At 53.4% G+C, this 24,880-nt stretch carries 24 protein-coding genes, 1 tRNA gene and 1 riboswitch; of the genes, 20 read left to right on the top strand and 5 right to left on the bottom strand.

Going from position 1 to position 24,880, the window contains the following annotated elements; all coding sequences use genetic code 11:
• Nucleotides 1-222: 222 nt before the first annotated feature.
• The 10 genes from LC073_RS03700 (at nucleotide 223) to LC073_RS03655 (ending at nucleotide 7,823) form a co-directional block, all read left to right on the top strand.
• Nucleotides 223-1,446, top strand: a complete 1,224-nt coding sequence (locus LC073_RS03700; RefSeq protein WP_226643619.1) for an alginate export family protein — start codon at nucleotides 223-225, stop codon at nucleotides 1,444-1,446.
• Between the two features lie 244 nt (nucleotides 1,447-1,690).
• Nucleotides 1,691-1,841: riboswitch (molybdenum cofactor riboswitch) on the top strand.
• Complete coding sequence (moaA, locus tag LC073_RS03695; protein WP_226643617.1) at nucleotides 1,830-2,807, top strand: GTP 3',8-cyclase MoaA; 978 nt, start codon at nucleotides 1,830-1,832, stop codon at nucleotides 2,805-2,807. (Overlaps the previous riboswitch by 12 nt.)
• Nucleotides 2,808-2,811: 4 nt before the next feature.
• A complete protein-coding gene (locus tag LC073_RS03690; RefSeq protein ID WP_226643615.1) occupies nucleotides 2,812-3,411 on the top strand; it encodes a molybdenum cofactor guanylyltransferase in 600 nt (199 codons plus the stop codon).
• Nucleotides 3,412-3,424: 13 nt separating this feature from the next.
• Nucleotides 3,425-3,967 (top strand): molybdenum cofactor biosynthesis protein B, encoded by a 543-nt coding sequence (gene moaB / locus LC073_RS03685; protein ID WP_226643614.1) that lies wholly within the window; start codon nucleotides 3,425-3,427, stop codon nucleotides 3,965-3,967.
• Nucleotides 3,968-3,970: 3 nt separating this feature from the next.
• Nucleotides 3,971-4,462 carry a cyclic pyranopterin monophosphate synthase MoaC gene (moaC, locus tag LC073_RS03680; RefSeq protein ID WP_226643612.1) on the top strand — a complete coding sequence of 164 codons (492 nt, stop codon included), beginning with the start codon at nucleotides 3,971-3,973 and terminating at the stop codon, nucleotides 4,460-4,462.
• Between the two features lie 21 nt (nucleotides 4,463-4,483).
• The gene (gene moaD / locus LC073_RS03675) at nucleotides 4,484-4,729 is read left to right on the top strand and encodes a molybdopterin converting factor subunit 1 (protein WP_226643610.1); all 246 of its coding nucleotides are present in this window, start codon (nucleotides 4,484-4,486) and stop codon (nucleotides 4,727-4,729) included.
• A gap of 10 nt (nucleotides 4,730-4,739) precedes the next feature.
• Nucleotides 4,740-5,219 carry a molybdopterin synthase catalytic subunit MoaE gene (moaE, locus tag LC073_RS03670; protein WP_226643608.1) on the top strand — a complete coding sequence of 160 codons (480 nt, stop codon included), beginning with the start codon at nucleotides 4,740-4,742 and terminating at the stop codon, nucleotides 5,217-5,219.
• A complete protein-coding gene (gene modA / locus LC073_RS03665; RefSeq protein WP_226643605.1) occupies nucleotides 5,204-5,986 on the top strand; it encodes a molybdate ABC transporter substrate-binding protein in 783 nt (260 codons plus the stop codon). Before moaE ends, modA begins: the two co-directional genes overlap by 16 nt.
• Complete coding sequence (gene modB, locus LC073_RS03660) at nucleotides 5,983-6,705, top strand: molybdate ABC transporter permease subunit (protein ID WP_226643602.1); 723 nt, start codon at nucleotides 5,983-5,985, stop codon at nucleotides 6,703-6,705. The genes modA and modB overlap by 4 nt, the downstream gene beginning before the upstream one ends.
• Nucleotides 6,705-7,823: an ATP-binding cassette domain-containing protein gene (locus LC073_RS03655; RefSeq protein ID WP_226643600.1), complete on the top strand. Its 1,119-nt coding sequence runs from the start codon at nucleotides 6,705-6,707 to the stop codon at nucleotides 7,821-7,823. Before modB ends, LC073_RS03655 begins: the two co-directional genes overlap by 1 nt.
• 89 nt (nucleotides 7,824-7,912) lie before the next feature.
• Here LC073_RS03655 and LC073_RS03650 read toward each other — a convergent pair whose 3' ends face one another.
• Nucleotides 7,913-9,535: an MFS transporter gene (locus LC073_RS03650; protein WP_226643598.1), complete on the bottom strand. Its 1,623-nt coding sequence runs from the start codon at nucleotides 9,533-9,535 to the stop codon at nucleotides 7,913-7,915.
• A gap of 191 nt (nucleotides 9,536-9,726) precedes the next feature.
• Between LC073_RS03650 and narL the strand changes: the two genes are divergently transcribed.
• Nucleotides 9,727-10,392 (top strand): two-component system response regulator NarL, encoded by a 666-nt coding sequence (narL, locus tag LC073_RS03645; protein ID WP_226643596.1) that lies wholly within the window; start codon nucleotides 9,727-9,729, stop codon nucleotides 10,390-10,392.
• 44 nt (nucleotides 10,393-10,436) lie between these two features.
• Nucleotides 10,437-11,678 (top strand): molybdopterin molybdotransferase MoeA, encoded by a 1,242-nt coding sequence (moeA, locus tag LC073_RS03640; RefSeq protein WP_226643593.1) that lies wholly within the window; start codon nucleotides 10,437-10,439, stop codon nucleotides 11,676-11,678.
• 271 nt (nucleotides 11,679-11,949) lie between these two features.
• On the opposite strand, the gene LC073_RS03635 is transcribed toward moeA, so the two are convergent.
• The gene (locus LC073_RS03635; protein ID WP_226643591.1) at nucleotides 11,950-12,657 is read right to left on the bottom strand and encodes a glutathione S-transferase N-terminal domain-containing protein; all 708 of its coding nucleotides are present in this window, start codon (nucleotides 12,655-12,657) and stop codon (nucleotides 11,950-11,952) included.
• Between the two features lie 95 nt (nucleotides 12,658-12,752).
• On the opposite strand from LC073_RS03635, the gene LC073_RS03630 reads away from it, so the two are divergent.
• Complete coding sequence (locus tag LC073_RS03630; RefSeq protein ID WP_226643589.1) at nucleotides 12,753-13,301, top strand: MarR family winged helix-turn-helix transcriptional regulator; 549 nt, start codon at nucleotides 12,753-12,755, stop codon at nucleotides 13,299-13,301.
• A 99-nt stretch (nucleotides 13,302-13,400) separates the two neighbouring features.
• Nucleotides 13,401-14,339 (top strand): hypothetical protein, encoded by a 939-nt coding sequence (locus tag LC073_RS03625; RefSeq protein ID WP_226643586.1) that lies wholly within the window; start codon nucleotides 13,401-13,403, stop codon nucleotides 14,337-14,339.
• Nucleotides 14,340-14,606: 267 nt separating this feature from the next.
• On the opposite strand, the gene LC073_RS03620 is transcribed toward LC073_RS03625, so the two are convergent.
• Nucleotides 14,607-14,683, bottom strand: a tRNA-Arg gene (locus LC073_RS03620).
• 187 nt (nucleotides 14,684-14,870) lie between these two features.
• Here LC073_RS03620 and LC073_RS03615 point away from each other — a divergent pair.
• Together LC073_RS03615 and LC073_RS03610 are read left to right on the top strand one after the other, a co-directional pair.
• Nucleotides 14,871-15,287 (top strand): c-type cytochrome, encoded by a 417-nt coding sequence (locus tag LC073_RS03615; RefSeq protein ID WP_226643584.1) that lies wholly within the window; start codon nucleotides 14,871-14,873, stop codon nucleotides 15,285-15,287.
• Nucleotides 15,288-15,609: 322 nt separating this feature from the next.
• Nucleotides 15,610-17,550, top strand: coding sequence for a hypothetical protein (locus LC073_RS03610; protein WP_226643582.1), 1,941 nt, complete (start codon nucleotides 15,610-15,612; stop codon nucleotides 17,548-17,550).
• 168 nt (nucleotides 17,551-17,718) lie between these two features.
• Here LC073_RS03610 and rep read toward each other — a convergent pair whose 3' ends face one another.
• On the bottom strand, nucleotides 17,719-19,761 hold the full coding sequence (rep, locus tag LC073_RS03605; RefSeq protein ID WP_226643580.1) for a DNA helicase Rep: 2,043 nt from the start codon (nucleotides 19,759-19,761) through the stop codon (nucleotides 17,719-17,721).
• 152 nt (nucleotides 19,762-19,913) lie between these two features.
• Here rep and LC073_RS03600 point away from each other — a divergent pair, with 152 nt between their 5' ends.
• The 4 genes from LC073_RS03600 to LC073_RS03585 are packed head-to-tail and all read left to right on the top strand — an operon-like array spanning nucleotide 19,914 to nucleotide 21,682.
• On the top strand, nucleotides 19,914-20,138 hold the full coding sequence (locus tag LC073_RS03600; protein WP_226643578.1) for a DUF3565 domain-containing protein: 225 nt from the start codon (nucleotides 19,914-19,916) through the stop codon (nucleotides 20,136-20,138).
• A complete protein-coding gene (locus tag LC073_RS03595) occupies nucleotides 20,135-20,587 on the top strand; it encodes a YaiI/YqxD family protein (protein WP_226643576.1) in 453 nt (150 codons plus the stop codon). Before LC073_RS03600 ends, LC073_RS03595 begins: the two co-directional genes overlap by 4 nt.
• Before the next feature lie 17 nt (nucleotides 20,588-20,604).
• Nucleotides 20,605-21,108 (top strand): GNAT family N-acetyltransferase, encoded by a 504-nt coding sequence (locus LC073_RS03590; RefSeq protein ID WP_226643575.1) that lies wholly within the window; start codon nucleotides 20,605-20,607, stop codon nucleotides 21,106-21,108.
• 10 nt (nucleotides 21,109-21,118) lie between these two features.
• Nucleotides 21,119-21,682 carry a GNAT family N-acetyltransferase gene (locus tag LC073_RS03585; RefSeq protein WP_226643574.1) on the top strand — a complete coding sequence of 188 codons (564 nt, stop codon included), beginning with the start codon at nucleotides 21,119-21,121 and terminating at the stop codon, nucleotides 21,680-21,682.
• Nucleotides 21,683-21,830: 148 nt separating this feature from the next.
• On the opposite strand, the gene LC073_RS03580 is transcribed toward LC073_RS03585, so the two are convergent.
• Nucleotides 21,831-24,845: a SlyX family protein gene (locus LC073_RS03580; RefSeq protein ID WP_226643573.1), complete on the bottom strand. Its 3,015-nt coding sequence runs from the start codon at nucleotides 24,843-24,845 to the stop codon at nucleotides 21,831-21,833.
• Nucleotides 24,846-24,880 lie beyond the last annotated feature (35 nt).

The following is a 24,880-nucleotide window of genomic DNA, read 5'->3' as shown; positions in this document are numbered from 1 at the left end:
TAAAATAGTCCAGTATTCAGTCAAAAAAATTCTTATTGTGAGTTTGATGAGGTAACTAGAGCATTACACGGATAGGTAGTACCCACTAGCTAAGGATGACTCTATTGGTTCACATGTGATGAGAACAAAAAAATTTCTCCACAAGGAAAATTGTGTTTTCAACGCTATCGAAAAAAATGTAATTTACTTCTGTCCACATCGCTGATGCAAAGGAAAAGCGAAATGACCATGCAAAGATTACCAAAATTTCTTGGAGCTATACTGCTCGGTGCTTGTAGCACTGCGGCATTGCAGGCTAGTGCACAGGATGGCGAAAATACCACTCTTGCCGATGCCCTGAAATCCGGTGAGGCGCACTTAAATCTCCGCTATCGTGTAGAGATTGTCGACCAGGAAGATTATGATCAGGATGGTATCAATGGGGACGCACTTGCTTCCACCCTGAGAACCCGCCTTAACTGGTTAAGCGGTAGTTACCATGGCTTTAGTGGTTTTCTAGAGTTGGATGATGTTACTGCTGTTGGCAATGACAATTACAATTCTACCGTCAACGGTAAAACCAATTATCCGGTGGTTGCTGATCCGGATGGTACCGAGGTTAACCAGGCCTACGTTCGCTATAACGGAGTGAATTCTGTAATTACTGCCGGTCGCCAGCGCATCAATCTGGATAACCAGCGCTTAGTCGGTGGGGTTGGCTGGAGACAGAATGAGCAGACCTACGATGGCGTGCGCTACCAGTATGGCAGTGCCGATAGCCTGCAGCTGGACTACAGCTACATTTACAATGTGAACCGTGTTTTCGGTGAGGACAGCTCGAACGCCGAATTCGAAGGCAATATCCAATTACTGCACGCCAGTTACCCTTTGGTCGAGGGGCATAAGATTAGCGGCTTCGCCTATAACCTCGACCTGGAAAATGCCCAGAGTAATTCAAGCCGTACTTACGGCGTGGATTACAAAGGAGATTTTGGCCTGTTGAATGCCAACCTGAGCTATGCACGTCAGAGCGATACGGGTGATAACCAACAAGACTACAGCGCAAACTATTATCTGGCAGAACTGGGTGCGGAAAAGGGTCTGCTAAGTGCTAAGGTCGGTTATGAAGTGCTGGGTTCTGATAACGGCATTGGTTTCAAAACTCCACTGGCCACACTGCATAAGTTCCAGGGCTATACCGATCAATTCCTGGCGACTCCTGCTGATGGTATTGAGGACCTGTATGCCTCAGCTGCCGTAAAAGTCGCTGGAGGCAAGCTGAATATGGCCTACCATAATTTCGATGCAAACGAAAACTCAACGGATTATGGTCATGAATGGAATGTGAGCTATGGCCGTAATCTCACCGAAGATATTTCTTTGTTAGTTAAGTACGCTTCCTACCAAGCGCATCAGTACAAACTGGATACCGATAAGTTTTGGTTGATGGTGAGTGCTAACTTCTAAGGTTGGTCTGATACAAGCTGTCTGATATATATTGACAAAACCCCGGCATTGGCCGGGGTTTTGCTTTTTATATGGCTAATTTTTTGCAAGCACTTTCAGCGCGTTATCGAATTTTCTTTAATTTATAGTTTCGACCTTTCTTTTGCATTATTTAGGTGCAAATAAAAAAAGAATGAGCTTTTTTGCTTCATCACAGGGCGGACATATTTTATTCGAGCATAAATTTAATACCCTGTTACACTGGCACCCGTTTAAACACCGAGTCCCGCAATCTAAACAGCAATACCTAATGGTACTTCTGCATGGTTTCGGCACCGTGGCTGTAACAGCCACCAGGGTTGGGTAGGAAACTGCACAGCCTCCCGGCTATGGAAAGGCGTTTAATGTTACAAGACAATTTTGGTCGTAGGTTTTACTACCTGCGTCTGTCCGTGACGGATATTTGCAATTACCGTTGCAACTACTGCCTGCCCGAAGGTATTGGTTGCGACCGTTCCCTGATGGGTGAAAATCCTCTCTCAGTCGCTGAAGTGGGCACCCTTGTGCGCGCTTTCGCCTCTTTGGGTACGGAGAAAGTGCGCCTCACCGGCGGCGAGCCGTCCCTACGCAAAGACCTGGTGTCGCTTCTCGAAGCGGTGCGGGCCAGTGACAAGATTCGCCGCATTGCTATCACCACCAACGGTTACCGCCTGCCGAGCCAGATTGACGACTGGCACCGTGCCGGGCTGAACCAGGTTAATGTCAGTATCGACAGCCTCGATCCGGCTCAATTCCACCATATCACCGGCCATGACCGTCTCGACAAAGCCCTCGCCGGTTTGGATCGCGCCCTGGCCCTAGGTATCGATACCAAGGTCAATGCAGTGCTGCTGCGCCAGTACAATCTGGCCGAGCTGGATAATTTCCTCGCCTGGATTCGGGAAACCCCAGTAACCCTGCGCTTTATCGAATTAATGCGTACCGGCGACAACCGCGAGTTCTTTGCCAGCAATCATGTCTCCGGCAATGATATCGAATCCCTGTTATTGCGCGATGGTTGGCAGCAGGTCGCCCGCGCCCGCGACGCCGGTCCTGCGCGGGAGTATTTTCACCCGGACTACGTAGGTCGTATCGGCCTGATAACCCCCTACGGCAAAGACTTCTGCGCAAGCTGCAACCGCCTGCGGGTATCGGCCCAGGGCAAGCTGCACCTGTGCCTGTTTGCCGATCAGGGCTTTGATATGCGCGAGATAATCGCCGCTGGTGATAGTGACGTGTTGGCGGCGCATATCCGCGAGTTGATTGTCGATAAGACCGCTGGCCACCAGCTGCACGAAGGTTTTACCGGCGCCACCCGCAACCTGGCGATGCTGGGGGGCTAGGGTTATGGCCAGGACTTTAGTTGGCAAATCAACAATCGGCGTGGTGCTGGCCGGCGGCCGCTCCAGCCGGATGGGCCGAGACAAGGCCCTGCTGTCACACCCCCAGCGAGGCAATTTTTTGCAGAATGCTGAGGCATTGCTGAGTGAGTTGCCGCTGGAAAAAGTCGTAACCAGCGGCGCCCGCCCGGGGGCTATTGAAGACCTTGTGCCAGAGCGGGGTCCACTGGGTGGTATCTATTCAGTAGCGATGGCAACTGATGCCGATGCGGCTCTTGTGATTCCCGTTGATATGCCCCTGCTCGGGCGAGAGCACCTTTCAGAGTTATTGGCCGAGGGGCAGGCAAGTGGCCGGCCCTGTTATTTTGCAGACTTCTTTTTTCCCCTGTGGCTGCCTTTCAATAGCGACTGCCTGGATTATTTACGCCATGCGGTCGAAGGCAGTGCGCGCAATTCCGTTGGCGCACTGCTGCGTCACTTGGGAGCCAAATCCATACCCATAAAAAGTGCTGACGATTGGCATCGCAATATCAATACGCCGGCAGATTATCTTGGCCTGAACTCGCCGGATAAGACTTCTGAATTCCATTTTGAAAACAGTTTTTGAGAGACCACTGATTATGTCCGCCCACGCCAGCAAAGAATTTGTACCGCTCAATATCGCGGTGCTGACTGTATCCGATACCCGCAACGAGCAGACTGATACTTCTGGCCAATACCTAGCGGAGGCACTTAAAACTGCCGGCCATCAGCTCGCAGATAAGCGCATTACCCCAGACGATATTTACCAGCTGCGTGCTGTGGTCTCCGCCTGGATTGCAGATCCCAATGTGCAGGTAGTACTGGTGACTGGCGGCACGGGTTTTACCCAGCGCGATTCAACACCGGAGGCCTTGAGTCCGCTGTTCGATAAAACCGTCGATGGCTTCGGCGAGCTGTTCCGCCATATTTCCCTGGAGGATATCGGCAGCTCCACCATTCAATCCCGCGCATTCGCCGGCCTTGCCAATCGCACACTGATATGTTGTATGCCCGGTTCCACCGGTGCCTGTCGCACTGCCTGGGAAGGTATATTGCTGGAGCAGCTGGATGCCCGCCATAAGCCCTGTAACTTTATCCCCCATGTGCGTGCTGCCAGTGGGGCCTGCGAGAGCAGGGGGTAATTCGTGAGTCAGTTAACCCATTTAAACCAGCAGGGTGAAGCCAGCATGGTGGATGTTACCGAGAAGGACATCACCGACCGCAGCGCCCTGGCCGAGAGCAGTATCCACATGAGTGCGGAGGCTTTTGCATTGCTGAGCCAGGGGGCGCACAAGAAAGGCGACGTGCTTTCTGTAGCTCGCATTGCCGGTATACAGGCAGCGAAAAAAACCGCAGATTTAATTCCCCTTTGCCACCCACTGGCGCTGACCAAGGTGGCAGTGGATTTCGAATTACAGCCAGAAAAACACAGCGTGCATATCACCGCTTTCTGCCGCCTGGCCGGGCGCACCGGCGTAGAGATGGAAGCTTTAACAGCGGCTTCCGTAGCGGCGTTGACCATTTACGATATGTGCAAAGCCGTGGACCCGGGGATGGAAATCGGTCCAACCCGCCTGCTGCAAAAAACCGGCGGCAAGCGTGGCCACTGGCGTGGCGATACCACGGAAAAGGCGTAAGAAATTTAGAGATAAGTAGCAATGGTAAAGGTTCTGTTTTTCGCACGCCTGCGCGAGCAATTGGGCGTGGGTGAGATTACCCTGGAAGACTTTTCCGGCAGCCTCGGCGACCTGCGCAAAACCCTATGTGAGCAACACCCTAATTGGAGCCCACACCTGCAGAGGGACGATATCCGTATGGCCCTGAATCAGGAACTGGCTGAAACCGGGGCCCAGGTGAAGGCTGGGGATGAAGTTGCATTTTTCCCGCCGGTAACAGGCGGCTAGTGGTGCCAATATGAAAGCCGTTGATCGTATCGAAGTCTGTGAAACGCCCTTCGATGTAGCGGCTGAATATACCGCGCTGCAAGGCAACAGTGGCGATGGTGCCTGTGCTTTGTTTGTGGGGTCTGTGCGGGACTTCAATGCCGGTAGTAATGTTTGCGGCTTGGCCCTGGAACACTACCCAGGCATGACCGAAAAAAGCCTGCAACGGATTATTAATGATGCCCGCGATCGCTGGTCCCTGGGGCGTGTGGTCATTGTTCACCGGGTTGGCCCTATGCAGATCAACGACGAGATTGTTTTTGTCGGCGTTACCAGCCCCCACCGCCAGGCCGCCTTTGCCGCCTGCCAATACATCATGGATCGCCTCAAAACCGAGGCGCCTTTTTGGAAGCGCGAAGTGGTTGTGGACACGTCTGGTAAGCCTTCAGAGCGCTGGGTGGCGGCTCGGGCCAGCGATGCTGCGGAGATGGAAAAGTGGTCCGCCGGTTGAATCTGCTGCTATCTGCTTTTCTGGTGGCAATCGCGCTGCCAATAAATGCAGATAATTGCACCTTGCGAGTCGCGGTAGCGGCCAGCTTTCGACCGGCACTGGAACAAGTACTGCCGGAATTTGAGCGTCACCATGCCTGTGTGGTGCAAATCAGCAGTGGCAGTTCCGGAGTGCTCTACCAGCAAATAGCACACCGCGCACCCTTCGATTTATTCCTGTCTGCCGACCGCGAACGGCCCAAGCTATTGGAAAAGCAGGGCTGGGTGCTGGGTAACAGTCGCCAGACCTACGCCCTGGGCTTACTCGCTCTCTGGCACCCAAAATCGGAATCGAATATCGAGCAGCTTCTGCAAAGTTGGCCCGATAAAATCGTACTAGCTGATCCCAAGGTGGCCCCTTTTGGCAGCGCTGCCCGGCAGGCACTGCAAAGCCTGGGCTTGTGGGAGAAAAAACAAACCCAACTGGCCTGTACGCACAACGCAGGCCAGGCCTATTTAATGCTGGATTCCGGCAATGCGCAGTTGGGCTTTGTCGCTGCCAGCCAGATGCAAGCAGCTGGCCGAGATAACTTCTGGTTGCTGCCGCAGCATTTGTATAACCCGATTGAGCAGCAGCTAGTAATTCCTACTCAGAGCCTCCAGCCTGAAGAGGCAGGGTTCCTCGCCGACTATTTGCGTTCAGCGAAAGTACAGGCGCAACTGCACCACTTGGGTTACGGTGTTTTGCCTGCGCAATATAGTGAAACAGACGGGGGGCGACGGTTATGAATATCGCCATTGCCGACTGGCAGGCCCTGTGGCTAACCTTAAAATTGGCCGGCCTTACCACCTTACTGTTATTTATTATCGGCGTGCCTCTGGCCTGGAAATTGAGCCGATGGCAGAGCCGCTGGCGTCACGCTATAGAGGTATTGATTACCCTGCCGTTGGTACTGCCACCCACGGTATTGGGCTTTTATTTACTGCTCTTATTTTCCCCTAACTATGCTCCTGGTCAGTGGCTGTCGCACATTTTTGATGGCCCCCTGGTGTTTTCTTTCACCGGCCTGGTGTTTGCCTCTGTTATTTATTCCCTGCCGTTTATGGTGCAGCCATTACTGGCCACCTTTAATACCAATGGCCAGCGCCTGATCCAGGCCGCCGCAGTACTGGGTATTCCGCCCTGGGCGGCATTGTTCAAAGTACTTTTACCGGCGAGTCGCGCCGCTATTGTGAGTGCCTGTGCTTTAACGTTTGCCCATACCCTGGGTGAGTTTGGGGTAGTGCTGATGATTGGTGGCGCTATTCCCGGTGAGACCCAGGTGGTTTCTATCGCTCTTTATCAACATGTGGAGGCGATGGAATACGGTGCGGCGCACCGGCTGGCTTTGATGCTGATGGGAATTACTACGGTACTCCTACTCGCTGCCCGCTGGCTGGGACATAATTTGGCCCCACGCGGATTAAACAGCGAGCAGGTTAAACCGGTAATGGGGGTGCTGGGTTAATGGAAATCACCTTACCCCTATTCGGTGCTGCGACTACCACCTCTGATTCCACCGGACTGAACGTTGCGGGGCTGGTGACCTCACTTAATGCAGCCACACCCTGGCAATTAAACCTGCCTGATTCTGGGATTTTTGGCCTGACCGGTCCCTCCGGCAGCGGCAAAAGTACATTGCTGGCGGCCTTGGCTGGCCAGCGCCATTGCCGTGGCCATATCACTTTTGCCAATACGGTCTGGCAGCGCGGACACCGCGGCCTGGCTACCCACAAAAGAACCCTCTCTCTGGGCTTTCAGGACAGCCGCCTGTTTTCCGGCCAGTCGGCGGCAGATAACCTGGCATTGGCCCGTCGTTACAGCCGCAGGCCACTGCCTGTAGCTGAGTGTGATCGGCTGCTAGAAGCTTTTGGTATTGAACCACTGCTACATCAGCCGGTGGAGTTATTGTCTGGCGGAGAGGCGCAGCGAGTGGCCGTATTGCGCCAGCTTTTTAACAATGCACCGTTACAGTTGTTTGATGAACCGCTATCAGCGGTAGACCGCGCCCAAGTGCTACGACGCTTATTGCCGACCCTGCGGGATTTCTGGGCCCGATATCCGGCGCTGGTAATCTGGACCAGTCACGACTTTGATGAAATACAGCTGCTGGCTCAGCGCTGTTTGTGGATGGATTCTGCCAATTTGTCTGCACCGCTTCCCCTGCATGAAGTTGCCCAGCGCTTGGATAGCCGTGGTGTGGGGGATAGTTGTCGCAGTCGGATCGAAGCGCGAGTGGAATCCCTTAACGATGGTCTGCTGACTTTGGATTTCGGTGGGATTTCCATCTTTGCAGATAGAGTGACAGGTCATTACCGTAAAGGTGATACCGCAGCTTTTCTACTGGAAGCTGGAGATATCAGCCTCAGTGTAGAGAAGCCGGGTCTTTCCAGCATCCTCAACTGCCTGCCGGTAACTCTAATCGCTAAGCAAAAGCTCGCCGATGGCCGCATTCGTCTGCAATTAACTGCTGCAGAGCAGGTATTTTATGCCGATATTTCTCACCTATCTTACGAGCGTTTGCAGCTGTATATAGGTGGACCTTACTTTGCCCAGTTTAAGGCCGGCAGTCTTACCGGTTTGTAATCCCGGCCCTGAAATAGCCAATACATCAGTAACAAAAAAGGGGAGGTAAAACCTCCCCGTATCAATAGAATCCTGTGAGAAAAATCGAATTATGGGTTATAGAATTCGCCATTCTTGCGCAGGTAGAACCAGTAATTAATTACCAGGCAAACCGCATAGAAAATGGCCATGCCCGCCAGTGCATATTCCGGTGTGGTCGCCTTGATCTGTTCGCCGAAGACTTTGGGAATGTAGAAGGCTCCGTAGGCGGCTACCGCTGAGGTCCAGCCCAATACCGGCCCGGCCTGCTCCTTGGGAAATACCATGGCGATAGTACGGAAGGTGGAGCCATTGCCAATACCGGTGGCAGCAAACAACAGTAGGAACAATAGGAAGAAGGGCAGGAAGAATTCTTCTGGAGTGGCCGAGGCATAGGCGGCTTTCATGTAGTAGGCCACCCCCAGGGCGCTTCCCACCATTAGCGCGGCACAGATCTGGGTCACCAGGGCGCCACCGATACGATCGGCAATCCAACCACCTACCGGGCGAATCAGTGCACCAATAAATGGGCCCATCCAGGCATACATTAGGGCACTGGGACCATTACTATTGATGGTATCGTGGGTCATGACTCCATCCACCATCACGTGGCTGTAGCCGAAGATAACTTTAATGGCCAGCGGGAAGGCAGCGGCGAAACCGATAAAACTGCCGAAGGTCATGGTGTAAATAACACTCATCACCCAGGTATGTTTGTTGTTGAAGATGCGATATTGGCGTTGCAGGCTGGCTCTGATGGCGCCGGGCAGGAGTTTCAGTCCGAATACCGTAGCACTAATAACCAGCACCAACACAACTTCTTTGGGCACCCCCCAACCGGAGCCGTTGGCGGCTTCGGGCAATAACAACCACAGGCCGATCACCGCGGTAAACAGGCCGATACTCAGCATTAAGGTCATTTTTGCCATAGCGCCGAGGGTGCTGCCCACATCTGGGCTCACTTCTTCCGTGCGCAGGTTGTTCATACCGAACCAACCTAATAGGGCCAGCGGAAGCAGGAACAGTAGCCACACAAAGCCGGCGTTTTGAATCCATGTTTCGGAGCCCGCCGGCACCTTGCCGATCAGTGAGCCGGAGCCGCTCACCAGTATCATGGGATCGCCGCCGGCCGCGCCAAAAGCGCCGAAGGTCATAAAGAGCGGTACCAGTATCTGCATACTGGTTACGCCGAAATTTCCCAGGCCCGCATTTAGGCCCAGTGCCAGCCCCTGTTTTTCTTTGGGAAAAAAGAAACTGATATTCGACATGGAGGAGGCGAAGTTACCGCCACCGATTCCAGATAGCAGCGCCAGCAATTGGAAAACCCACAGTGGAGTTTCCTTGCTCTGCAGGGCAATGCCGGTACCCAGAGCGGGAATCATCAGCAACGCGGTGGTGAACACAATGGTGTTGCGACCGCCGAACAGACGAATAAAAAAGCTACTGGGAATGCGCAGGGTGGCACCGGTCAAGCCAGCGATTGCCATCAGGGTGAATAAATCAGCCTTGGCGAAGGGAAAGCCCAGGTTGAGCATTTGCACCGTGATAATGCCCCAGTAGAGCCACACGGCGAACCCACACAAAAGGCTGGGAATAGAAATCCATAAATTGCGGTTTGCGATTTTCTTGCCCTGGGACTGCCAGAAGCGGCGGTCCTCCGGGGCCCACTCATAAATATCAGACACGGCGGCCATATCCTCCTATCAATGTTCCTTGCAGCCACTATGGGCCGCTGCCTCAGCGCACTCAATCACCATCAGTAAGTAATCCCTTTGCGCCGTGTTCAGTGCACTTACCTCCAAGGGAGTAAGCGCAGTCTGTGGGCGCTATGGTAAAGTCATTGGCATCATTTAATACAGACTGAATCACTAAAGCAGGATATTGCATGACCCAATCTGCCACGGTAATGATGGTTGACGACCACCCGTTGTTTCGCAAAGGTCTCAAACAGCTGTTTGCCATGGAGCCCGGTTTGGAATTAGTGGCGGAGGCCAGTAGTGGCGAGGAAGCCCTGCAGAAGGCCAAACTGCATGAGCCGGATTTGATCTTGCTGGATTTAAATATGCGCGGCATGGATGGGCTCGATACCCTGCGGGCGATGCGCGCCGCTGATATTTCCTCACGAATCATTATTCTCACCGTGTCCGATAACAACGCCGACGTGGTGTCCTGTATTCGTGCCGGAGCGGATGGCTACCTGCTCAAGGACATGGAGCCGGAGGATATTCTCGACCAGGTGATACAGGCTACCCATGGCAAGCTCGCAATCAGCCAGCGCTTGACCGAGGTACTTGCCTCGGCCCTGCGCCAGCCGGACACCTCTGGAGCGGATACCTTATCCACTCTCACCAGTCGTGAATTTCAGATACTGCAGCTAATTGCCGATGGCCTCAGCAACAAACTGATTGCCCGCGAGTTGGATATCAGCGACGCAACAGTGAAAGTCCACGTAAAACATTTATTAAAGAAATTAGGGATGCGCTCGCGCGTGGAGGCCGCCGTTTGGATGGTCAATCAAAAGCGCCCGGAATCCCTGGAGCGGGTTCATTGAAAAAGCTATCCCGATAGCAAACGAATGAAGTGAGAGAGTTGTCCATGCCTATCATCGATTCTTGCAGCACCCATGGCCTGATGACCATAGAGGGCGCTCGTGAAAAACTGCTGCAAGCACTGAGACCGATTCATGGCACCGAAACTTTGCCGCTAGTCCAGAGCACTGGCCGAGTATTGGCCGAGCCGGTTTCCTCCAGCGTAAATCTACCTCCCTGTGACAATTCTGCGATGGATGGCTATGCCTTGCGCTTTGCAGACTTGGCTAGCGGTCTGCCACTGGAGTTGATTGGCAAGTCCTTCGCCGGTGCGCCTTTCGAGGGGGTGGTGAATCCTGGTACCTGTGTGCGAATTATGACTGGAGCGCCGCTGCCTGCAGGGGCCGACACCGTAGTTATGCAGGAGCATGTCGAAGCCCAGGCAGAGTCTGTCCGTATCACCTGTGAAGTGCGCAAAGGCGAAAATATTCGCCGCCGCGGTGAAGATGTGGTCGAGGGTGCAACCCTGCTGCAAGCGGGGGAACCTATCAGCGTTGCCTATATTGCCCTGCTCGCCGCCGCCGGTGTCAGTATGGTTACGGTAGTGCGCAAGCCTGTGATCGCACTCTTCTCCACCGGCGATGAGTTACGCCAGCCAGGTGAATCCCTGAGTGAGGGCGATATTTACGATAGTAATCGTAACGCCCTGCTGGCAGCTCTAGCTCAGATGGACCTGGATGTACTGGACCTGGGCATACTGCCCGATAATAAACAGGCCATCGGCGATGCCCTACAGCGTGCTGCCAGAGAGGCCGATGCCATTATTACTTCCGGTGGTGTCTCTGTTGGTGAAGCGGACTACACCCGTGAGGTGCTGGAAGAACTGGGTGAGATCGCTTTCTGGAAAGTGGCTATGAAACCCGGCAAGCCATTTGCTTTTGGTTTTCTGCAAGGAATTCCATTCTTTGGCCTACCTGGAAATCCCGTCTCCGCCCTGGTGACCTTTTACCAACTGGTTGTGCCCGCCCTGAGTGTAATGAAAGGTAACCAGTGGAGTGGCCCGAAGATTTTGCAGGCCCAGCTTTTAAAGCCCCTAAAGAAAAAGCCTGGCCGTACTGATTTCCAACGGGGAGTTTATCGCAGTAATGAAAATGGGGTACTGGTGGTGGAGCCAGTTGGTACCCAGGGCAGTCATATTCTTACCGGCCTGGCTGTTGCTAACTGCTTTATTGTACTGGCACGGGAGAGTGGCAGTGTGGAGGCTGGAGAACAGGTGGTGATTGAGCCTTTGGGGGTGCCGTTGGGATAATAATGCACTACAGATAAATTTTAATACTCCATGATTGCTGTAAGTCAGCAAGGGGTATCAATACCTCTATTAAAATCTAATTTTGGCGTAGGTCGGACGTTGTTGCTTTAGAACCCTATCAGTTTATCTGGCTAAGCAATTTTTAATATTGTTTACGAAAATTTCAGCAATATTCTCTAGTTTTTCCTTCAAGTGATTATCTCGATCGTATCTATTATTTCCTGAGGTTTTCTGGGCCAATTGGCACTCTCGGTGATAAGACGTACCGAGATTACGCTGTGCTGGCGGGCACGTTTAGTCCACGTTGCACTGCCGGTCGCGCCAGCGCCCGATCGAGCCATGCTGGAAGGTGTGTGAGACTGTCGTAATCGACAAGCTCTCGCGCCTCATAGAACGTGATGAGGTTTTGGACCCAACCAATGGTGGCGATATCGGCGATGGTGTACTGATCACCCATGATCCACTTGCTTCCTTCGAGCCGATGGTCAAGCACGACCAGGAGTCGTCGCGCCTCCGCGACGTAGCGCTGGAGCGGCCGTTTGTCTTCGATGGCCTTGCCCGCGAACTTGTTGAAGTAGCCGACCTGCCCGAATATAGGACCGATCGCGGCCATCTGGAAAAAGAGCCACTGAATGGTTTCGAGTCGAAGCGACCCATTCGCTGGTACAAGCCTTCCAGTCTTGTCCGCTAAGTAGAGCAGGATTGCTCCAGACTCGAACATGGCGATGGGCTCACCTTCAGGGCCGTCCGGGTCGAGGATGGCCGGGATCTTGCCGTTCGGATTCAATGAGAGAAACTCTGGCGTCGCATTTTCATCCGTCATGATGTCCACACGATGCGCCTCGTAGGCCAGCCCGGTTTCTTCCAGCATGATCGAAACCTTGACCCCATTGGGCGTTGCCAGGGAATAGAATTGCAGCCAATCAGGGTGGCGCGCTGGCCAACGACGTGTGATCGGGAAGTTCGTTAATCTGTTCATGGTTTCTCCTGTGCAAAACCCTCTCGAAAATTATCTTGACGCAAAGATAAATCGCAGATAGTTTTGCGTCAAGATAAATTGAGGAGTGCCGGGATATGGCGAGTGACGAACGGAAAGCGAGCGGCATCCAGCCCGATGACGTGGACCGGTTCATCGAACAGCGGTCGATCGAGACGCCGGAAATCGACACTTCGGGCATGGCCATCTTTGGCCGCATCTACCGGCTCGCCGCACGTATCACGCCGCACATGGAGGCGCTGTTCGCCCGGCACGGGCTCGAGCGCGGTGAATTCGACGTACTGGCCACTCTCCAGCGCGAGGGCCCCCCCTACCGGCTGACACCGACCGCGCTTTGCGCCTCGCTCATGGTTTCCTCAGGTGGGTTGACCCATCGACTGAAGCGGCTGGAGAAGTCGGGCTGGATTGAACGGGTTCCTTCCGAAGAGGATAAACGCAGCCTGATTGTCGTACTCACTGATGCTGGCTATGACCTTGCACGCCGGGCCTTCGACGAAGACATGAGACTGGAATGTGACTGGCTCGCGTCGCTAGATGCCGGCGAACAGCGCAAGCTGGCAGAACTGTTGCGCAAGCTCGGTCATGCCGTGCCGGTTTTTGGCAGGGAAAGCGACCCGCCGGGTTAGGGCCGCCACTCAACGCGACTTCTCAAGTTCAATTTGATCCACCCAAGGGTTCCGTTTGCCGGAAATCGAACGGTTCTGCTCGCCAAGAGTAATGAAACCATGACTTCTCACGTCCAGCCTTCTTCGCACGCCATACGCTGTTTTGCCTCGTCCCCCCTTGGCCTCCTGCTGGTCGTCGGATCGTTGCTCGCGATCTCTTTACTCTTGTCGAAAATCGCTGCGGGCCTGCAAGCGCCGATGCTGACCTATCTCGCCCTGGCCATGGGCGGATCTGGTCTGGTCCTGATGCTGATTACGCGAGGCGTCCGTGTCGGTTCAGCCGGAATGCTTGCGGTCCTGGTCTACAGCCTTGGCGCCGGTGGTCTGATGGCGCTCGGCAGCGCTGTTGGCTACATGACCATTCATGAAGTGGGTGCGGCGTTCATCGCGCTCGTACTTGCTTTTCCTCCCATGTTCACATGGCTCCTGCCGCTAGTCCTGAAGTTGGAGCGGTTCGACGCCTTTCGGTTGCTCGGACTTCTGATCGGTTTAGCGGGTGGTGCATTTCTGGCCGTGAGCAAGGGAATCAATGCCCCCACGGACATGGGTGCGCTCCTCGTCGCTTGTACGATGCCTATGATCCTGGCGGCCGGCAACGTGTTCCGCGCCAGGTACTGGCCCAAGGGCGCAAGTCCACGCGAATTGGCGAGCGCGATGCTGATCTGCGGGGCATTACTGACACTTCCCTTCGCTATTTATATTGAAGGCGGGAGGGCCTTTCTGGCCGTTTTCCAATCGCCCATGCTGGTTGTTCTCACAGTCGCAATCATGACCTTCGTCGCACAGTATGTGTCTCTATTTCGACTTCAGCAGGTCGCCGGTCCTATCTACTTGAGCCAGATCGGCTCAGTTGCGGCAATCGTTGGTAGTCCGGTGGCCGTGCTTGCCATGGGTGAGCACCTACCTGATGGATTTGTCGTTGCGACGATGCTGATCGTGCTGGGTCTCTCGATTTTTCAGTATCGAACCGCTATGCCCTTCACAGCGATTTCGTCATGAATCAGATCATCGCCAACAACACACTAACCCTCGACTATAAGAAAATGCTTTATGCAAAGGTCGTTGAGCGGGTGGTGATTGAGCCTTGGGGTTAGCCATATACAAAGAAGCCCGCTTAATCGGGTAGCGTAGGAGAGGATTAGCTTCGCCCTTTGGGCTCGCTGCTCTGCGGCAGCTGGGCTGCCTCCGAGTCGAACCTGAGTTCGAGCGAACCCTGGGAGTGGGCCATACATAAGAAAGCCCGCTTATAGCGGGCTTTCTTATGTATGGCCCGCCCGAGAGGATTCGAACCTCTGACCTTCGCCTCCGGAGGGCGACGCTCTATCCAGCTGAGCTACGGGCGGATTTGGCTATCTGTGCCAATGGGAGGCGGATTATACAGAAGGGTGGGGGCGGGTGAAAGGACTTATGGCGCTTCTACGCAGGCTTTGGCAGGGGGCTGCACAGTGCTTATAATGCGCGGCGTGTAAGTTTGCGGCAGTAAATCGATAGTCTACGGGCCAACTCACCTCGGTCCTTTGGGGGAATAGCATGAAGAGCATTTTGGGTATTGTGGCGGCACTGGCCGTCAGTGCAGCTGCGGCAGTGGCCCAGTCTGTTGACCAGGAAATTGAACAGCGCACCGCTCCGGCGGGTGAGACCTGTATGAAGGGCGAGGAGTGCGCGGCAGCGGTAGCGGCAGCTCCAGAAGCTGCCAGTGGCGGCGCCCGTAGTGGTGAGGACATCTACAACAAGACCTGCACTACTTGTCATGGGGCAGGCGTAGCAGGCGCGCCAAAGTTTGGCGATGCAGCCGCCTGGGCTCCGCGTATCGCCCAGGGCATGGATACCCTCTATACCCACGCCCTAAATGGCTTCAACGCCATGCCGCCCAAAGGCCTGTGTATGGATTGTAGCGATGACGAGATCAAAGCTGCCGTGAACTATATGACAGATAACAGCAAGTAAGCTGTTTAGCTGTTAGAAAAAGGCCGCTAATTAAGCGGCCTTTTTTATTTCTCGCTAAGAAAACTTACCTTCAGCCAATTGGCATTTTTCTTTTTGTGACTTTCAGCTACCACCTTGATCTTCAAATAAGCTTATTAAATGTCACATAAAACCAAACGATGCTGACTGTCGTAACCGACCATAAGAAAATTCAGCATTAGATAAGCTGTAACAGTAAATGCACTAAATCGCAATTAGGCATTTAATTCCTCCTGACGAGACAACTCTGTATTATCCGCGCCTGCTCGTAAAAATATGTACAAAACAACACAGGAAATAGCTTATGAAGCTGGGGAAATTACTTTCTTTTACTGCTCTATCGTTTGTATTGGCTGCTTGCAGCGGCGGAGGCAGTAGCGGAGGTGATAGCGATACTGACGGATCATCGGAACCGTCTGGCGGAAGTGGTTCACAGTCAGCCCAGATTACTATTCAAGGTTTAATAGGGGAAAAGGTTGAAGGCGTTGCTTCTGTACAAGTCAAGGTAGGTAGTATTGATTACAATGCAACTGTCGATGGAAAAACGTTTAAAGCGGAAATCAAAAATGCAGCAGCTGATGAATTAATTAGTGTAGTTGTCCGATATCCTGCCACCGAAGAGCACAAAGAAATTATCCTCAAGTCTTATGTAGGGAATGTTTCACAGTTCGAGGCGCGAGAAAAAGAAGGCTCTGTTTCTGTTGATGAACTGCCGACACTTTATGTCAATGCTTTGTCTACCGCTTCGGCTGCTTTTCTGGAAAAAGTGAACGAAGGTGATATCACTACATCTAATGAGTTATTAAGTGCTTCACAGGTTTTACCGCAGGAAATATTATTAGAGAGTGCTGTTGGACTTCGTTATATTATTAATGGTGGTGAGTCGCCGTTATTTTCTCATGAAAATACTTATGACTTTGTTCGGGAATATCCCGTGGCTGCAAAAGTAGCATTAGAGTTAAAAAATAAATCTTCTTCAGGTTTTGAAAAATATAAGCAGATTTTTGAACAGTTTGTAAGTGATAATGAACAGATTTTACCTGTTGAAAATTACTCTGGTGAGGATTTGATATTTGTCGCAGTGGATCCCACAGTAGCACGTATATATGGATTTGCTATGAATCTAACCGGGGAGGAATCGGGTTCTGGGTATTTCGCTGATAGTAATTATTCAGACCAGTTAAATAATTCTGTGAGTTATGTAAAAAAAGACAATTTGATAACTTTGGAAATGTCTGGCTCGGATCGAGTAAATTTTTCTTTCAGTGAGTGTTGGGGAGAAAATGGAAACTCTGGAGCCAAGTTGAATAGTGTCCAGTTGAAAAAATATTACGATGCTGCATTTTATTCGGCGTATAAGGTTGACTATGATTATTCTTGCCAACAGTTAGGTGGAAACGAAGTATCTGCTGATTCCTTTGTGGTGACTAGCTTTGTTCAAGTGGATACCCAGAGAACAGGAGGTTTAGAAGAGATATCTTCAGCTGCGTTTTCTATCGCAGGATTCAGGGATAGATCGGATGACGATAGCCTTTCAAAGACCCATGCCTGGGAGCCGTCCATTATTGGTCCAAATACAAAGGGCACAATTAACCAAAGATTTGATCATCGCTCGGGCTATGTAGATGATGGAATACTTTCATTCAATGATGCTGGGAATTTGGTTATCGAAAGCAATCGGGGGAGTAAAGTAGAGTATTATACTTTCGGTGCTGATGGTGTGGCTATGCGGACTTTGGGAGTGTTACGTCGAGAAGACGGTTCTTTAGTTTCGGTTGGTGGGCACTATGCCACTCCGGTTGTGCGTGTTACGGAGATGCCTGTTGCTTCAGATATTTTCAATTACGGTGGAATCTTCGATTTACTTGATCCGGAATTTCCTAATTATTATGACCAATTTGGATTTAGGTACTATGCGGATGGAAGTGGTTATCAAGTGTATAAAGGGACAGACTACATAACCGAGGCCGAGTGGAGTCGTTTTGGTTGGTCTGATAAAGATAATTTTCGAGAACAAAGATATTTTGTAGATTCTGTTACTCGTGAAACATATAGTAGTTGTCCTGAAGACAACATGAATTGTGTAGAGTGGCGTTATCGGGAAGTTGAGCCTCTATTTTTTGATGGTACCTTTTATTATCTCCGTGTTTATCAGGAAATTGATAGTTGTAAAATGAATGGCACCGGCTCTTGTGTGGACATCTCAGGTTATATTGATCGCTGGAAGGTGTCTGCAATACAATGATTTGTTAACGCTTCTAGCTGTTGAAGTGAAATGGCAGGTTTAGAGGGGTTTATACGAGTGTATGTAAGATATTACTGGCAATATGAAATAGAGTTTTTTAGCCAACTAATTATCTGAAGTAAAAAGGCCGCTTAATAAGCGGCCTTTTTGTGGCGTTGATTGAGTGGTCTAATTCCCTTCATCAAACATACTCAACAGCGATCCCAAAGTTTCCTCCCCCTTCGCCTGATTCTGCTCCGGCGTCGCCTTACCAAATCCCTCCAGCAACACATCCTCTTCCGGCAGCTCGTCGATAAAGCGGCTGGGCGTGGTATCCTGTGTTTCGCCAAACTGTTTGCGCTTGCCCGCCAAGGTCATGGTGAGAGTGCGCTGGGCGCGGGTGATACCCACGTAGGTGAGGCGGCGTTCCTCTTCGATATTGTCGTCTTCGATGCTGTTGCGATGAGGAAGTAAGTTCTCTTCCATGCCGATCATAAACACGTGGGGGAACTCCAGGCCCTTGGCGGCGTGTAGGGTCATCAGGCTGACCTTATCTGTAGCTTCCTCTTCTTCCTGGCGTTCCAGCATGTCCCGCAAGATCAGTTTGGAGATGGCCTGTTCCAGACGGATATCCTGTTCCAGTTCATCGTCGGTGCCCTCCATAATCTTGTTGAGGCTTTCCAGCAGCCAGTACACATTCTCCATGCGCTTTTCGGCCACCTTCTCGCTGCTGGCGTTTTGTGAGAGCCAGCCGGCGTAATCGATATCTTCCAGCATTTCGCGCAGTGCGCCGTTGGGGCTGGTGTCGCGACAGTTGCGCTGCACCCCTTCGAGCCACAGGGCGAAACGATTAAGGCGCTCGTAGCCCTGCTCGTTGATATGTTCCTTAAAGCCCAGTTCCGAGCAGGCTTTGAACATGGAGATCTCACGGCCCTTGGCATAATTGCCCAGGGCTTCCAGGCTGCTGGTACCAATCTGGCGGCGTGGAGTGTTGATAATGCGCAGGAACGCGTTGTCATCGTCCGGGTTTACCAGGAGGCGCAGGTACGCCATTACGTCCTTGATCTCGGAGCGGGCAAAGAAGGAGGTGCCGCCGGACATCTGGTAGGGGATCTGGTGTTCCTGCAATTTCATTTCGATCAGGCGCGCTTGGTGGTTGCCGCGATAGAGCACGGCAAAATCCATAAACTTGCAGCCGCGACGACTCTTTTGCAGGAAGATCTCGGTCGCGACCCGCTCCGCTTCCTCGTTTTCATTGGCCACTTTGAGTACGCGGATCTCCTCCCCCAGGCCGCGATCGGACCACAACGCCTTGTCGAACTCGTGCGGGTTGTGGGCGATCAGGTGGTTGGCCACTTTCAGGATGCGGCTGGTGGAGCGATAGTTCTGCTCCAGCTTGATCAGGCGCAGGTTGGGGAAGTCGGTCTTGAGCGCACTCATATTCTCCGGGCGTGCGCCACGCCAGGCATAGATAGATTGGTCATCATCCCCCACCACAGTGAGGCCGCCACGTCCGCCGACCAGCAATTTCACCAGCAGGTACTGAGAGTTGTTGGTGTCCTGATATTCGTCCACCAGCAGGTAGCGAATCTTCCTGCGCCAGCGTTGCAGCAGCTCTGGGTCTTTGTCAAACAGCTGTACGGGTAACAGGATCAGGTCGTCGAAGTCGACCGCATTGTAGGCTTTTAGGGCCTCGCAGTAGCGATCGTAGGCGATAGCAATGGCCTGCTCACCGGGGCTTTGCGCCTGCTCCAGGGCGCGGCGCGGGGTGAGCATATCGTTCTTCCAGTTGGAGATTTGGTTCTGTACTCGATCCAGCAGATCCGTATCCAGATCGCCATCCCTGAGCATCAGCTCCTTGATCAGAGCGCGGGCGTCCTCGGCATCGAAAATGGAGAAACCGGGCTTAAAGCCGGCAGCGCGATACTCCTTGCGCAGAATATTCAGCCCCAGGTTGTGGAAGGTCGACACGGTGAGGCCATGGCTCGCCTTAGAGCGCTTGCCATTTGGGCCCGCCAGCAGCTTGCCGACCCGCTCTTTCATCTCCCGTGCCGCCTTATTAGTGAAGGTGAGGGCGGCGATATTGCGCGCGGCATAGCCACACTGATCGATCAGGTAAGCGATCTTGCGGGTGATTACGCTGGTCTTGCCGGAGCCGGCACCGGCCAGTACCAGGCAGGGGCCATCGACATACTTCACGGCTTCAGATTGGCGGGGGTTGAGCTGGGTCATAGATGGGGTTGCATCTTTGCGTCGCGGAAAAGCGGGAGATTCTAGCAGCCTTGGCTCGAATCATCCCAGCCCAGTGCGAACCATCGGCCACACGTGTACTTTGCCACTGGGATTGGCTATAACTGCGCCTTATTCCCTGTTTGTGTAAACCCATGCAACAACCTATTGCCGGCTATCACTTGGATGAAGAAGAGCACTGGGTCGCGGAGCTCGTCTGTGGCCATTTCCAACATGTGCGCCACAATCCCCCCTGGACCAATCGACCCTGGGTGATTACCGAAGAGGGCCGCGAGTCTATGTTGGGCTACCAACTCAACTGCAAAAAATGCGATGAGGGCGCGCCGCCTGATACGCTTAAAAAGGCTGTACAACCATGACAAAACTCTGGGTCGATGCCGACGCCTGCCCGGTTGTGATTAAAGAAATCCTGTTCCGCGCCGCCGAGCGCACCGCCACGGAATTGACGCTCGTTGCCAATCAGGCGGTGCGGGTGCCGCCGTCGCGTTATATACGCTCTCTGCAAGTGACCGCCGGCTTTGATGTTGCCGACAGTGAAATCGTGCAGCGTTGCGAAGCGGGGGACCTGGTGATTACCAGCGATATTCCCCTGGCGGCGGAAGTGATCGATAAAGGTGCAGAGGCCCTGAATCCCCGCGGTGAGCGCTACACCAAGGCCAATATCCGCGCGCGCCTGAATATGCGTGACTTTATGGAAACCCTCCGTTCGAGCGGCGTTCATACCGGTGGACCTCCGGCCCTGAGTCAGGCGGATCGTAAGGCCTTTGCCGATCAGTTGGATCGGTGGCTGGCAAAGAGTCGCAAGTAAGTCTAAGGAGAATTGCCATGGAAAGTTTAAGCCTAAAACCAATAGAGGAATGGCAATTCCCAACATTAATGTCCTGGCTACCGGATAAGGAGCAATGCCAACAGTGGGGTGGCCCCAATTTCAGGTTCCCGTTCGAGCTGGAGGCTTTCTTGGAGGACTGTCGTTGGCCAGAGCTGCCCAGCTATGCGCTTCAGGACAGTAGCGACGATTTGCTGGCTTTCGGCCAGTATTACCAAAACCTGGACCGCTGCCATTTGAGCCGCTTAATTGTCGCTCCTAATCATCGTGGAGCCGGATTAGGGCGCGCCCTGATAACACAGCTTGCCCAAATCGGTGCTGGAGCCCTGGATACAACAGAGTGTTCCCTATTTGTGCTGCGCACCAATTTGGCAGCACGCAGGCTTTACCAAAAGTTGGGTTTTGTGGAAGCGATCTATCCCGAGCAACGTGAATGGCTGGAATTGTGCGATTTTATGGTTGCCCCGGCTGAAGGTTTTCAACCAGAACAAAAAAAGAAATAGTACTTTTTCAATGTCTGAATTAATACAACCCATCACCGAACGCTTACAGCTGCGCCAGTGGCGTGAGGAAGATAAACCTGCGTTTGCCGCAATGAATGCCGATCCGAGGGTGATGGAGTTTTTTCCAGCGCAACTCTCAAGGCAAGAAAGCGATGCGGGCGTCGACCGCTGTAGTGCCCATATAGAAAAATACGGTTGGGGTTTCTGGGCGCTGGAGTTGAGGGAAAGTGGGGAGTTTCTCGGCTTTGTCGGTATTAAAAATGTTACCGAGGATCTGCCCTTTGCTCCAGCGGTGGAGATCGGTTGGCGACTGGCCTATCCCTATTGGGGGAAAGGCTATGCCAGTGAGGCCGCGCGTGCATCTTTACAAGTTGCTTTTGATATTTTGCATCTCAATGAAGTGGTTTCTTTTACCCCCCTGCAAAATATTCGCTCGCAGCGGGTAATGGAACGGCTGGATATGCAGCGGGATTCCCTGGTGTTTGAACACCCCCAGGTCCCCAGTGAGAGCCCGCTATTGCGCCATTGCCTTTATCGCTTACCTGCAAAAGAGTGGAAAAAACGATCCGAATAAAATCATTACGCGGGTGACATTCTTTAAAAAAGATCTCGATTCGACCCGCTAATTAGACATGCCAGGCCAGTCAGCACGGGCGGTTCATACCCGCTCGACTTTTCCCGGTACGATATCTACTCAAATCAACTTTGGGAAAAAACTTTTCTTAATTAACGTCGATATCGATGGCCATGAACTCCCCCGATGGCGTCAGCATACGGATATCGTAGCCGCTCGAAGTGCAGTCAGCCCAGGCGGCAACGTTCACCGGCAACAAGCTGTTGCAGGGGGCGGATAGCAGTTCAGAAGTCAGAAACACATCCCAAAAGGGAAGGGTTTGGTTGGTGTCGGCATTGTCGATTGCTGCATCGTAGCTGATAAAGCGGCGCAGTAGGCGGATACTGCGACGAGCCTGGGTATCCTGGATACCGAAGGGCAACCACTGGCTATCGGGCACCCCCCGGGGTGAGTTGCCGTTGTCGGTCCGCTCGCCGGCGATATGCCAGATGCCGATTCCACTGTCGCCCAGCCCCTGGTCATAAAAGCCGGGGGTGTTTGATCGCCGGTTTTCCAACAGGTAGTACTCGTCCCCCAAAGGCTCGTTATTGAAGTGCGGCAGCACCAATACGCGATCACCAACTTTTATGTCCTGCAGTAGGTAGGTGCCCCCCGAGTGCACCGTCACCGGTGTCACCCAGCCCAACGCCAACTTGTGGAAGGGGCCCGGATGGGGCGAGATTCCCTCGGCTCCATCGCCAGATTCAGCCCGCGCAGACATCAGACTAAACTGCCAGGGGCCGACCACTTCACGCGCTTTGGCGGCGCTGTTGCCGCTGTGATAGATATCGTCAAGGCCAAAAATCTGGTGGGCCAGCTCATGCGCAGCTACCAGAAAGTCGGAGGGCTCGGCATCGGTGAACCACTCTGCGACATCGGGAATCTCTACCCCATCCACAATGAAAGGGCCACCGCCGCAGGCCGGGTCCGTCAGCCGTCCGCGGGCGGTGCCGAAGTCACTGTTTTGGGCGATAACAATAACGACCGCCAACTCGTTCCATTCCAGGAAACCATCATCATTGGTGTCGAAGGCAGAAAAGTCGAAGAGGGGATCGGCCTGCAGTATCGCATCTGCACGCTTTTCAATCTGGCGATTCATATAGCCGTTAATGCAGAAGGGTTTGGGCACCGTGTAGTCGGCCCCTAAGGTGCTCGGGAACCAGCCGAGTACGCCGGCATTGTTGAGACGAAAGCGCCCGCTGGATGTCTCGCGAAAATAATCATCTGCGCTATCGGTTGCGCCGAATAACCGGTTGCTGACATCCATCATCGGTGCCGGCATCACGTCGTCTCTGAGAGGGTCCCACAAGATAGCGATTACATTGCGACTGCCGATCATCGGTTCGAGACCGACCACATTATCGTTGACGGGTTCTTCCTCACCATCGACGACTTCGCTATAGCGAGCCGGCGATAGCGGCAGAGCCTCGGCTAGATCTGGAATAAAACCCTTTTCGCTCAGCACCGTCAGGCTGCGATCGCCCATGCCGGCGGTGCCGCCGCCCTCGGCCCGCCAATAGACGGCAATATTGTGTATCCCTGGTGTAAGGCGCTTAGCGTCAAAGTTGAAGGCTTTTGCCTGACCCGCCTCCTGACTGTTGATATAGCGAGTGGATATCTCGTCCAGGATCACGCCATCGACCGCAAGCGCCAGGGCGGTAGTCGCGCCGTTGTTGGCGAAAACCTCGGCGCTGACGATGGCCGCCACTTCACCATTACCCCTGGGACTGACGCCAACAGTCGCAGTGAGGCCGGGCACCGGCTGAAAATTGCTCGATGAGGTCTCCAGGTTGGCGCCGCTGGGAGGTGAGACAAAGGCGTGGGTGGGATTGCTGGTGGTTGATGGATAAGCGGCCAGCACCATGGTCCTGTCCGCGATGGTCGCGGTCGCCCCTACTTCGGCGAACCACTGGAAACGGACCCGATGCCAACCGGGCGCAATGTTAGGTGTGCCGAAGGTGTAGGCGTGTGACTGAATGCGCGAGCCGCGACGGAACACCACGTTAGAGGGTGCCAGCGGTACACCGTCTACCAGCGCGCGCACCACCATGGCCAGGTTACCGCCGCCGCTGACCGTGGTTTCACCGCCGAGACTGGCGGTCAGTATTGCGTTCGGAGGCACATAGATCCAGCGCGCCATGCCCGGAATATCCTGCCAGGCATTGCTCGAGGTAGAGGGTGGCGTAACGCCTCCGGGCTGTGATTCGGCGACCAGGGTGCCGTTCTGTGATATCGCGGGGCCGGTGCGCACCAGTACTGAGGCGTTACGCAGGAAGCCGGTGGCCCCCTTATCGACTAACCACTGCATTTCCACCGTGTGTATACCTGCATCCACAGTGGTGCTAAACAGCATCGAGCGCGGCGATTGTTCCGAACCCACGGCAAACACCACATCTCCCGGTGTAATAGGGCTACCGTCGATTAGAGCGCGAACAAACAAGCGTCGATTGCTGCCGGTATTGTCGTCTTCCACGTAAGCTTCCGCCGAGAAGTGGATAGCAACCTGCATGTTGTCGCGTTCGGCGACGAACGAAGAGGTCATTTGGTTGCCGGCGGTTTGCTGAAATTGCCCCCTGAAAAAGGCGGTGCGCTTCATATTGATAAAATTTGGCGACCGAGTACTCAGCCAGGGCCCTTCCTGGCAGTAATCCGTATTGTTGTCCAGGCTCTGCTGAGTGCAGGATGGGGTGCCTAGCTCGGCTTCCACGCGTATTCCAAATTCCTCTACCGCCCTGGGCGCTATGCCAAATCCCAGGTTGAATAGCGGTACTGCGTCGAGCACCGTGGCGACCTGAAGGGTGAGAGCGTCAATTTGTTCGCGCAGCGCATCGCGTTGATGTTCGGGCAGGGTCTGCAACTGTTCCAGCGCTTCCTGGAGTGCCTCCAACCGCAGCTCGATATCATTTAACCGCTGACTCTGTGTTGGTGCGCCAGGAAGTTGCTGTGCCTGGTTAAGATGGCTGCGTGCAGCGGCAAGTGCTTGCTGCAGCTGCGATAAGGGCGTTGCCACTGCTGCCTGTGCGTCTTCGCTCATGGCGGTGGTGAGGAATAGGCAAATTAGCAGTAACAGACCTGTAACAGACATTTTCAGATTTACGGGAATGCTCACAGAGTGCTTCATCATCAATAAATCCATATCGATGCACTGGGGTAAAAATA

This window comes from Microbulbifer variabilis, assembly GCF_020524905.1.
Taxonomy (GTDB): Bacteria; Pseudomonadota; Gammaproteobacteria; order Pseudomonadales; family Cellvibrionaceae; genus Microbulbifer; species Microbulbifer variabilis_A.
The sequence above is the reverse complement of the archived record's forward strand: the minus strand, read 5'-3'. Positions and strand labels throughout refer to the sequence as shown.

Excerpts from the sequence above, each read along its gene's own strand:
- LC073_RS03610 (WP_226643582.1), top strand. The coding sequence starts at position 15,610 with ATGAAGCTGGGGAAATTACTTTCTTTTACTGCTCTATCGTTTGTATTG.
- LC073_RS03690 (WP_226643615.1), top strand. The coding sequence starts at position 2,812 with ATGGCCAGGACTTTAGTTGGCAAATCAACAATCGGCGTGGTGCTGGCC.
- LC073_RS03590 (WP_226643575.1), top strand. The coding sequence starts at position 20,605 with ATGGAAAGTTTAAGCCTAAAACCAATAGAGGAATGGCAATTCCCAACA.
- LC073_RS03600 (WP_226643578.1), top strand. The coding sequence starts at position 19,914 with ATGCAACAACCTATTGCCGGCTATCACTTGGATGAAGAAGAGCACTGG.
- LC073_RS03585 (WP_226643574.1), top strand. The coding sequence starts at position 21,119 with ATGTCTGAATTAATACAACCCATCACCGAACGCTTACAGCTGCGCCAG.
- LC073_RS03615 (WP_226643584.1), top strand. The coding sequence starts at position 14,871 with ATGAAGAGCATTTTGGGTATTGTGGCGGCACTGGCCGTCAGTGCAGCT.
- LC073_RS03595 (WP_226643576.1), top strand. The coding sequence starts at position 20,135 with ATGACAAAACTCTGGGTCGATGCCGACGCCTGCCCGGTTGTGATTAAA.
- narL (WP_226643596.1), top strand. The coding sequence starts at position 9,727 with ATGACCCAATCTGCCACGGTAATGATGGTTGACGACCACCCGTTGTTT.
- LC073_RS03630 (WP_226643589.1), top strand. The coding sequence starts at position 12,753 with ATGGCGAGTGACGAACGGAAAGCGAGCGGCATCCAGCCCGATGACGTG.
- LC073_RS03650 (WP_226643598.1), bottom strand. The coding sequence starts at position 9,535 with ATGGCCGCCGTGTCTGATATTTATGAGTGGGCCCCGGAGGACCGCCGC.
- LC073_RS03625 (WP_226643586.1), top strand. The coding sequence starts at position 13,401 with ATGACTTCTCACGTCCAGCCTTCTTCGCACGCCATACGCTGTTTTGCC.
- moeA (WP_226643593.1), top strand. The coding sequence starts at position 10,437 with ATGCCTATCATCGATTCTTGCAGCACCCATGGCCTGATGACCATAGAG.
- moaE (WP_226643608.1), top strand. The coding sequence starts at position 4,740 with ATGAAAGCCGTTGATCGTATCGAAGTCTGTGAAACGCCCTTCGATGTA.
- LC073_RS03580 (WP_226643573.1), bottom strand. The coding sequence starts at position 24,845 with ATGATGAAGCACTCTGTGAGCATTCCCGTAAATCTGAAAATGTCTGTT.
- LC073_RS03700 (WP_226643619.1), top strand. The coding sequence starts at position 223 with ATGACCATGCAAAGATTACCAAAATTTCTTGGAGCTATACTGCTCGGT.
- moaB (WP_226643614.1), top strand. The coding sequence starts at position 3,425 with ATGTCCGCCCACGCCAGCAAAGAATTTGTACCGCTCAATATCGCGGTG.
- moaA (WP_226643617.1), top strand. The coding sequence starts at position 1,830 with ATGTTACAAGACAATTTTGGTCGTAGGTTTTACTACCTGCGTCTGTCC.
- moaD (WP_226643610.1), top strand. The coding sequence starts at position 4,484 with ATGGTAAAGGTTCTGTTTTTCGCACGCCTGCGCGAGCAATTGGGCGTG.
- rep (WP_226643580.1), bottom strand. The coding sequence starts at position 19,761 with ATGACCCAGCTCAACCCCCGCCAATCTGAAGCCGTGAAGTATGTCGAT.
- modB (WP_226643602.1), top strand. The coding sequence starts at position 5,983 with ATGAATATCGCCATTGCCGACTGGCAGGCCCTGTGGCTAACCTTAAAA.
- LC073_RS03655 (WP_226643600.1), top strand. The coding sequence starts at position 6,705 with ATGGAAATCACCTTACCCCTATTCGGTGCTGCGACTACCACCTCTGAT.
- LC073_RS03635 (WP_226643591.1), bottom strand. The coding sequence starts at position 12,657 with ATGAACAGATTAACGAACTTCCCGATCACACGTCGTTGGCCAGCGCGC.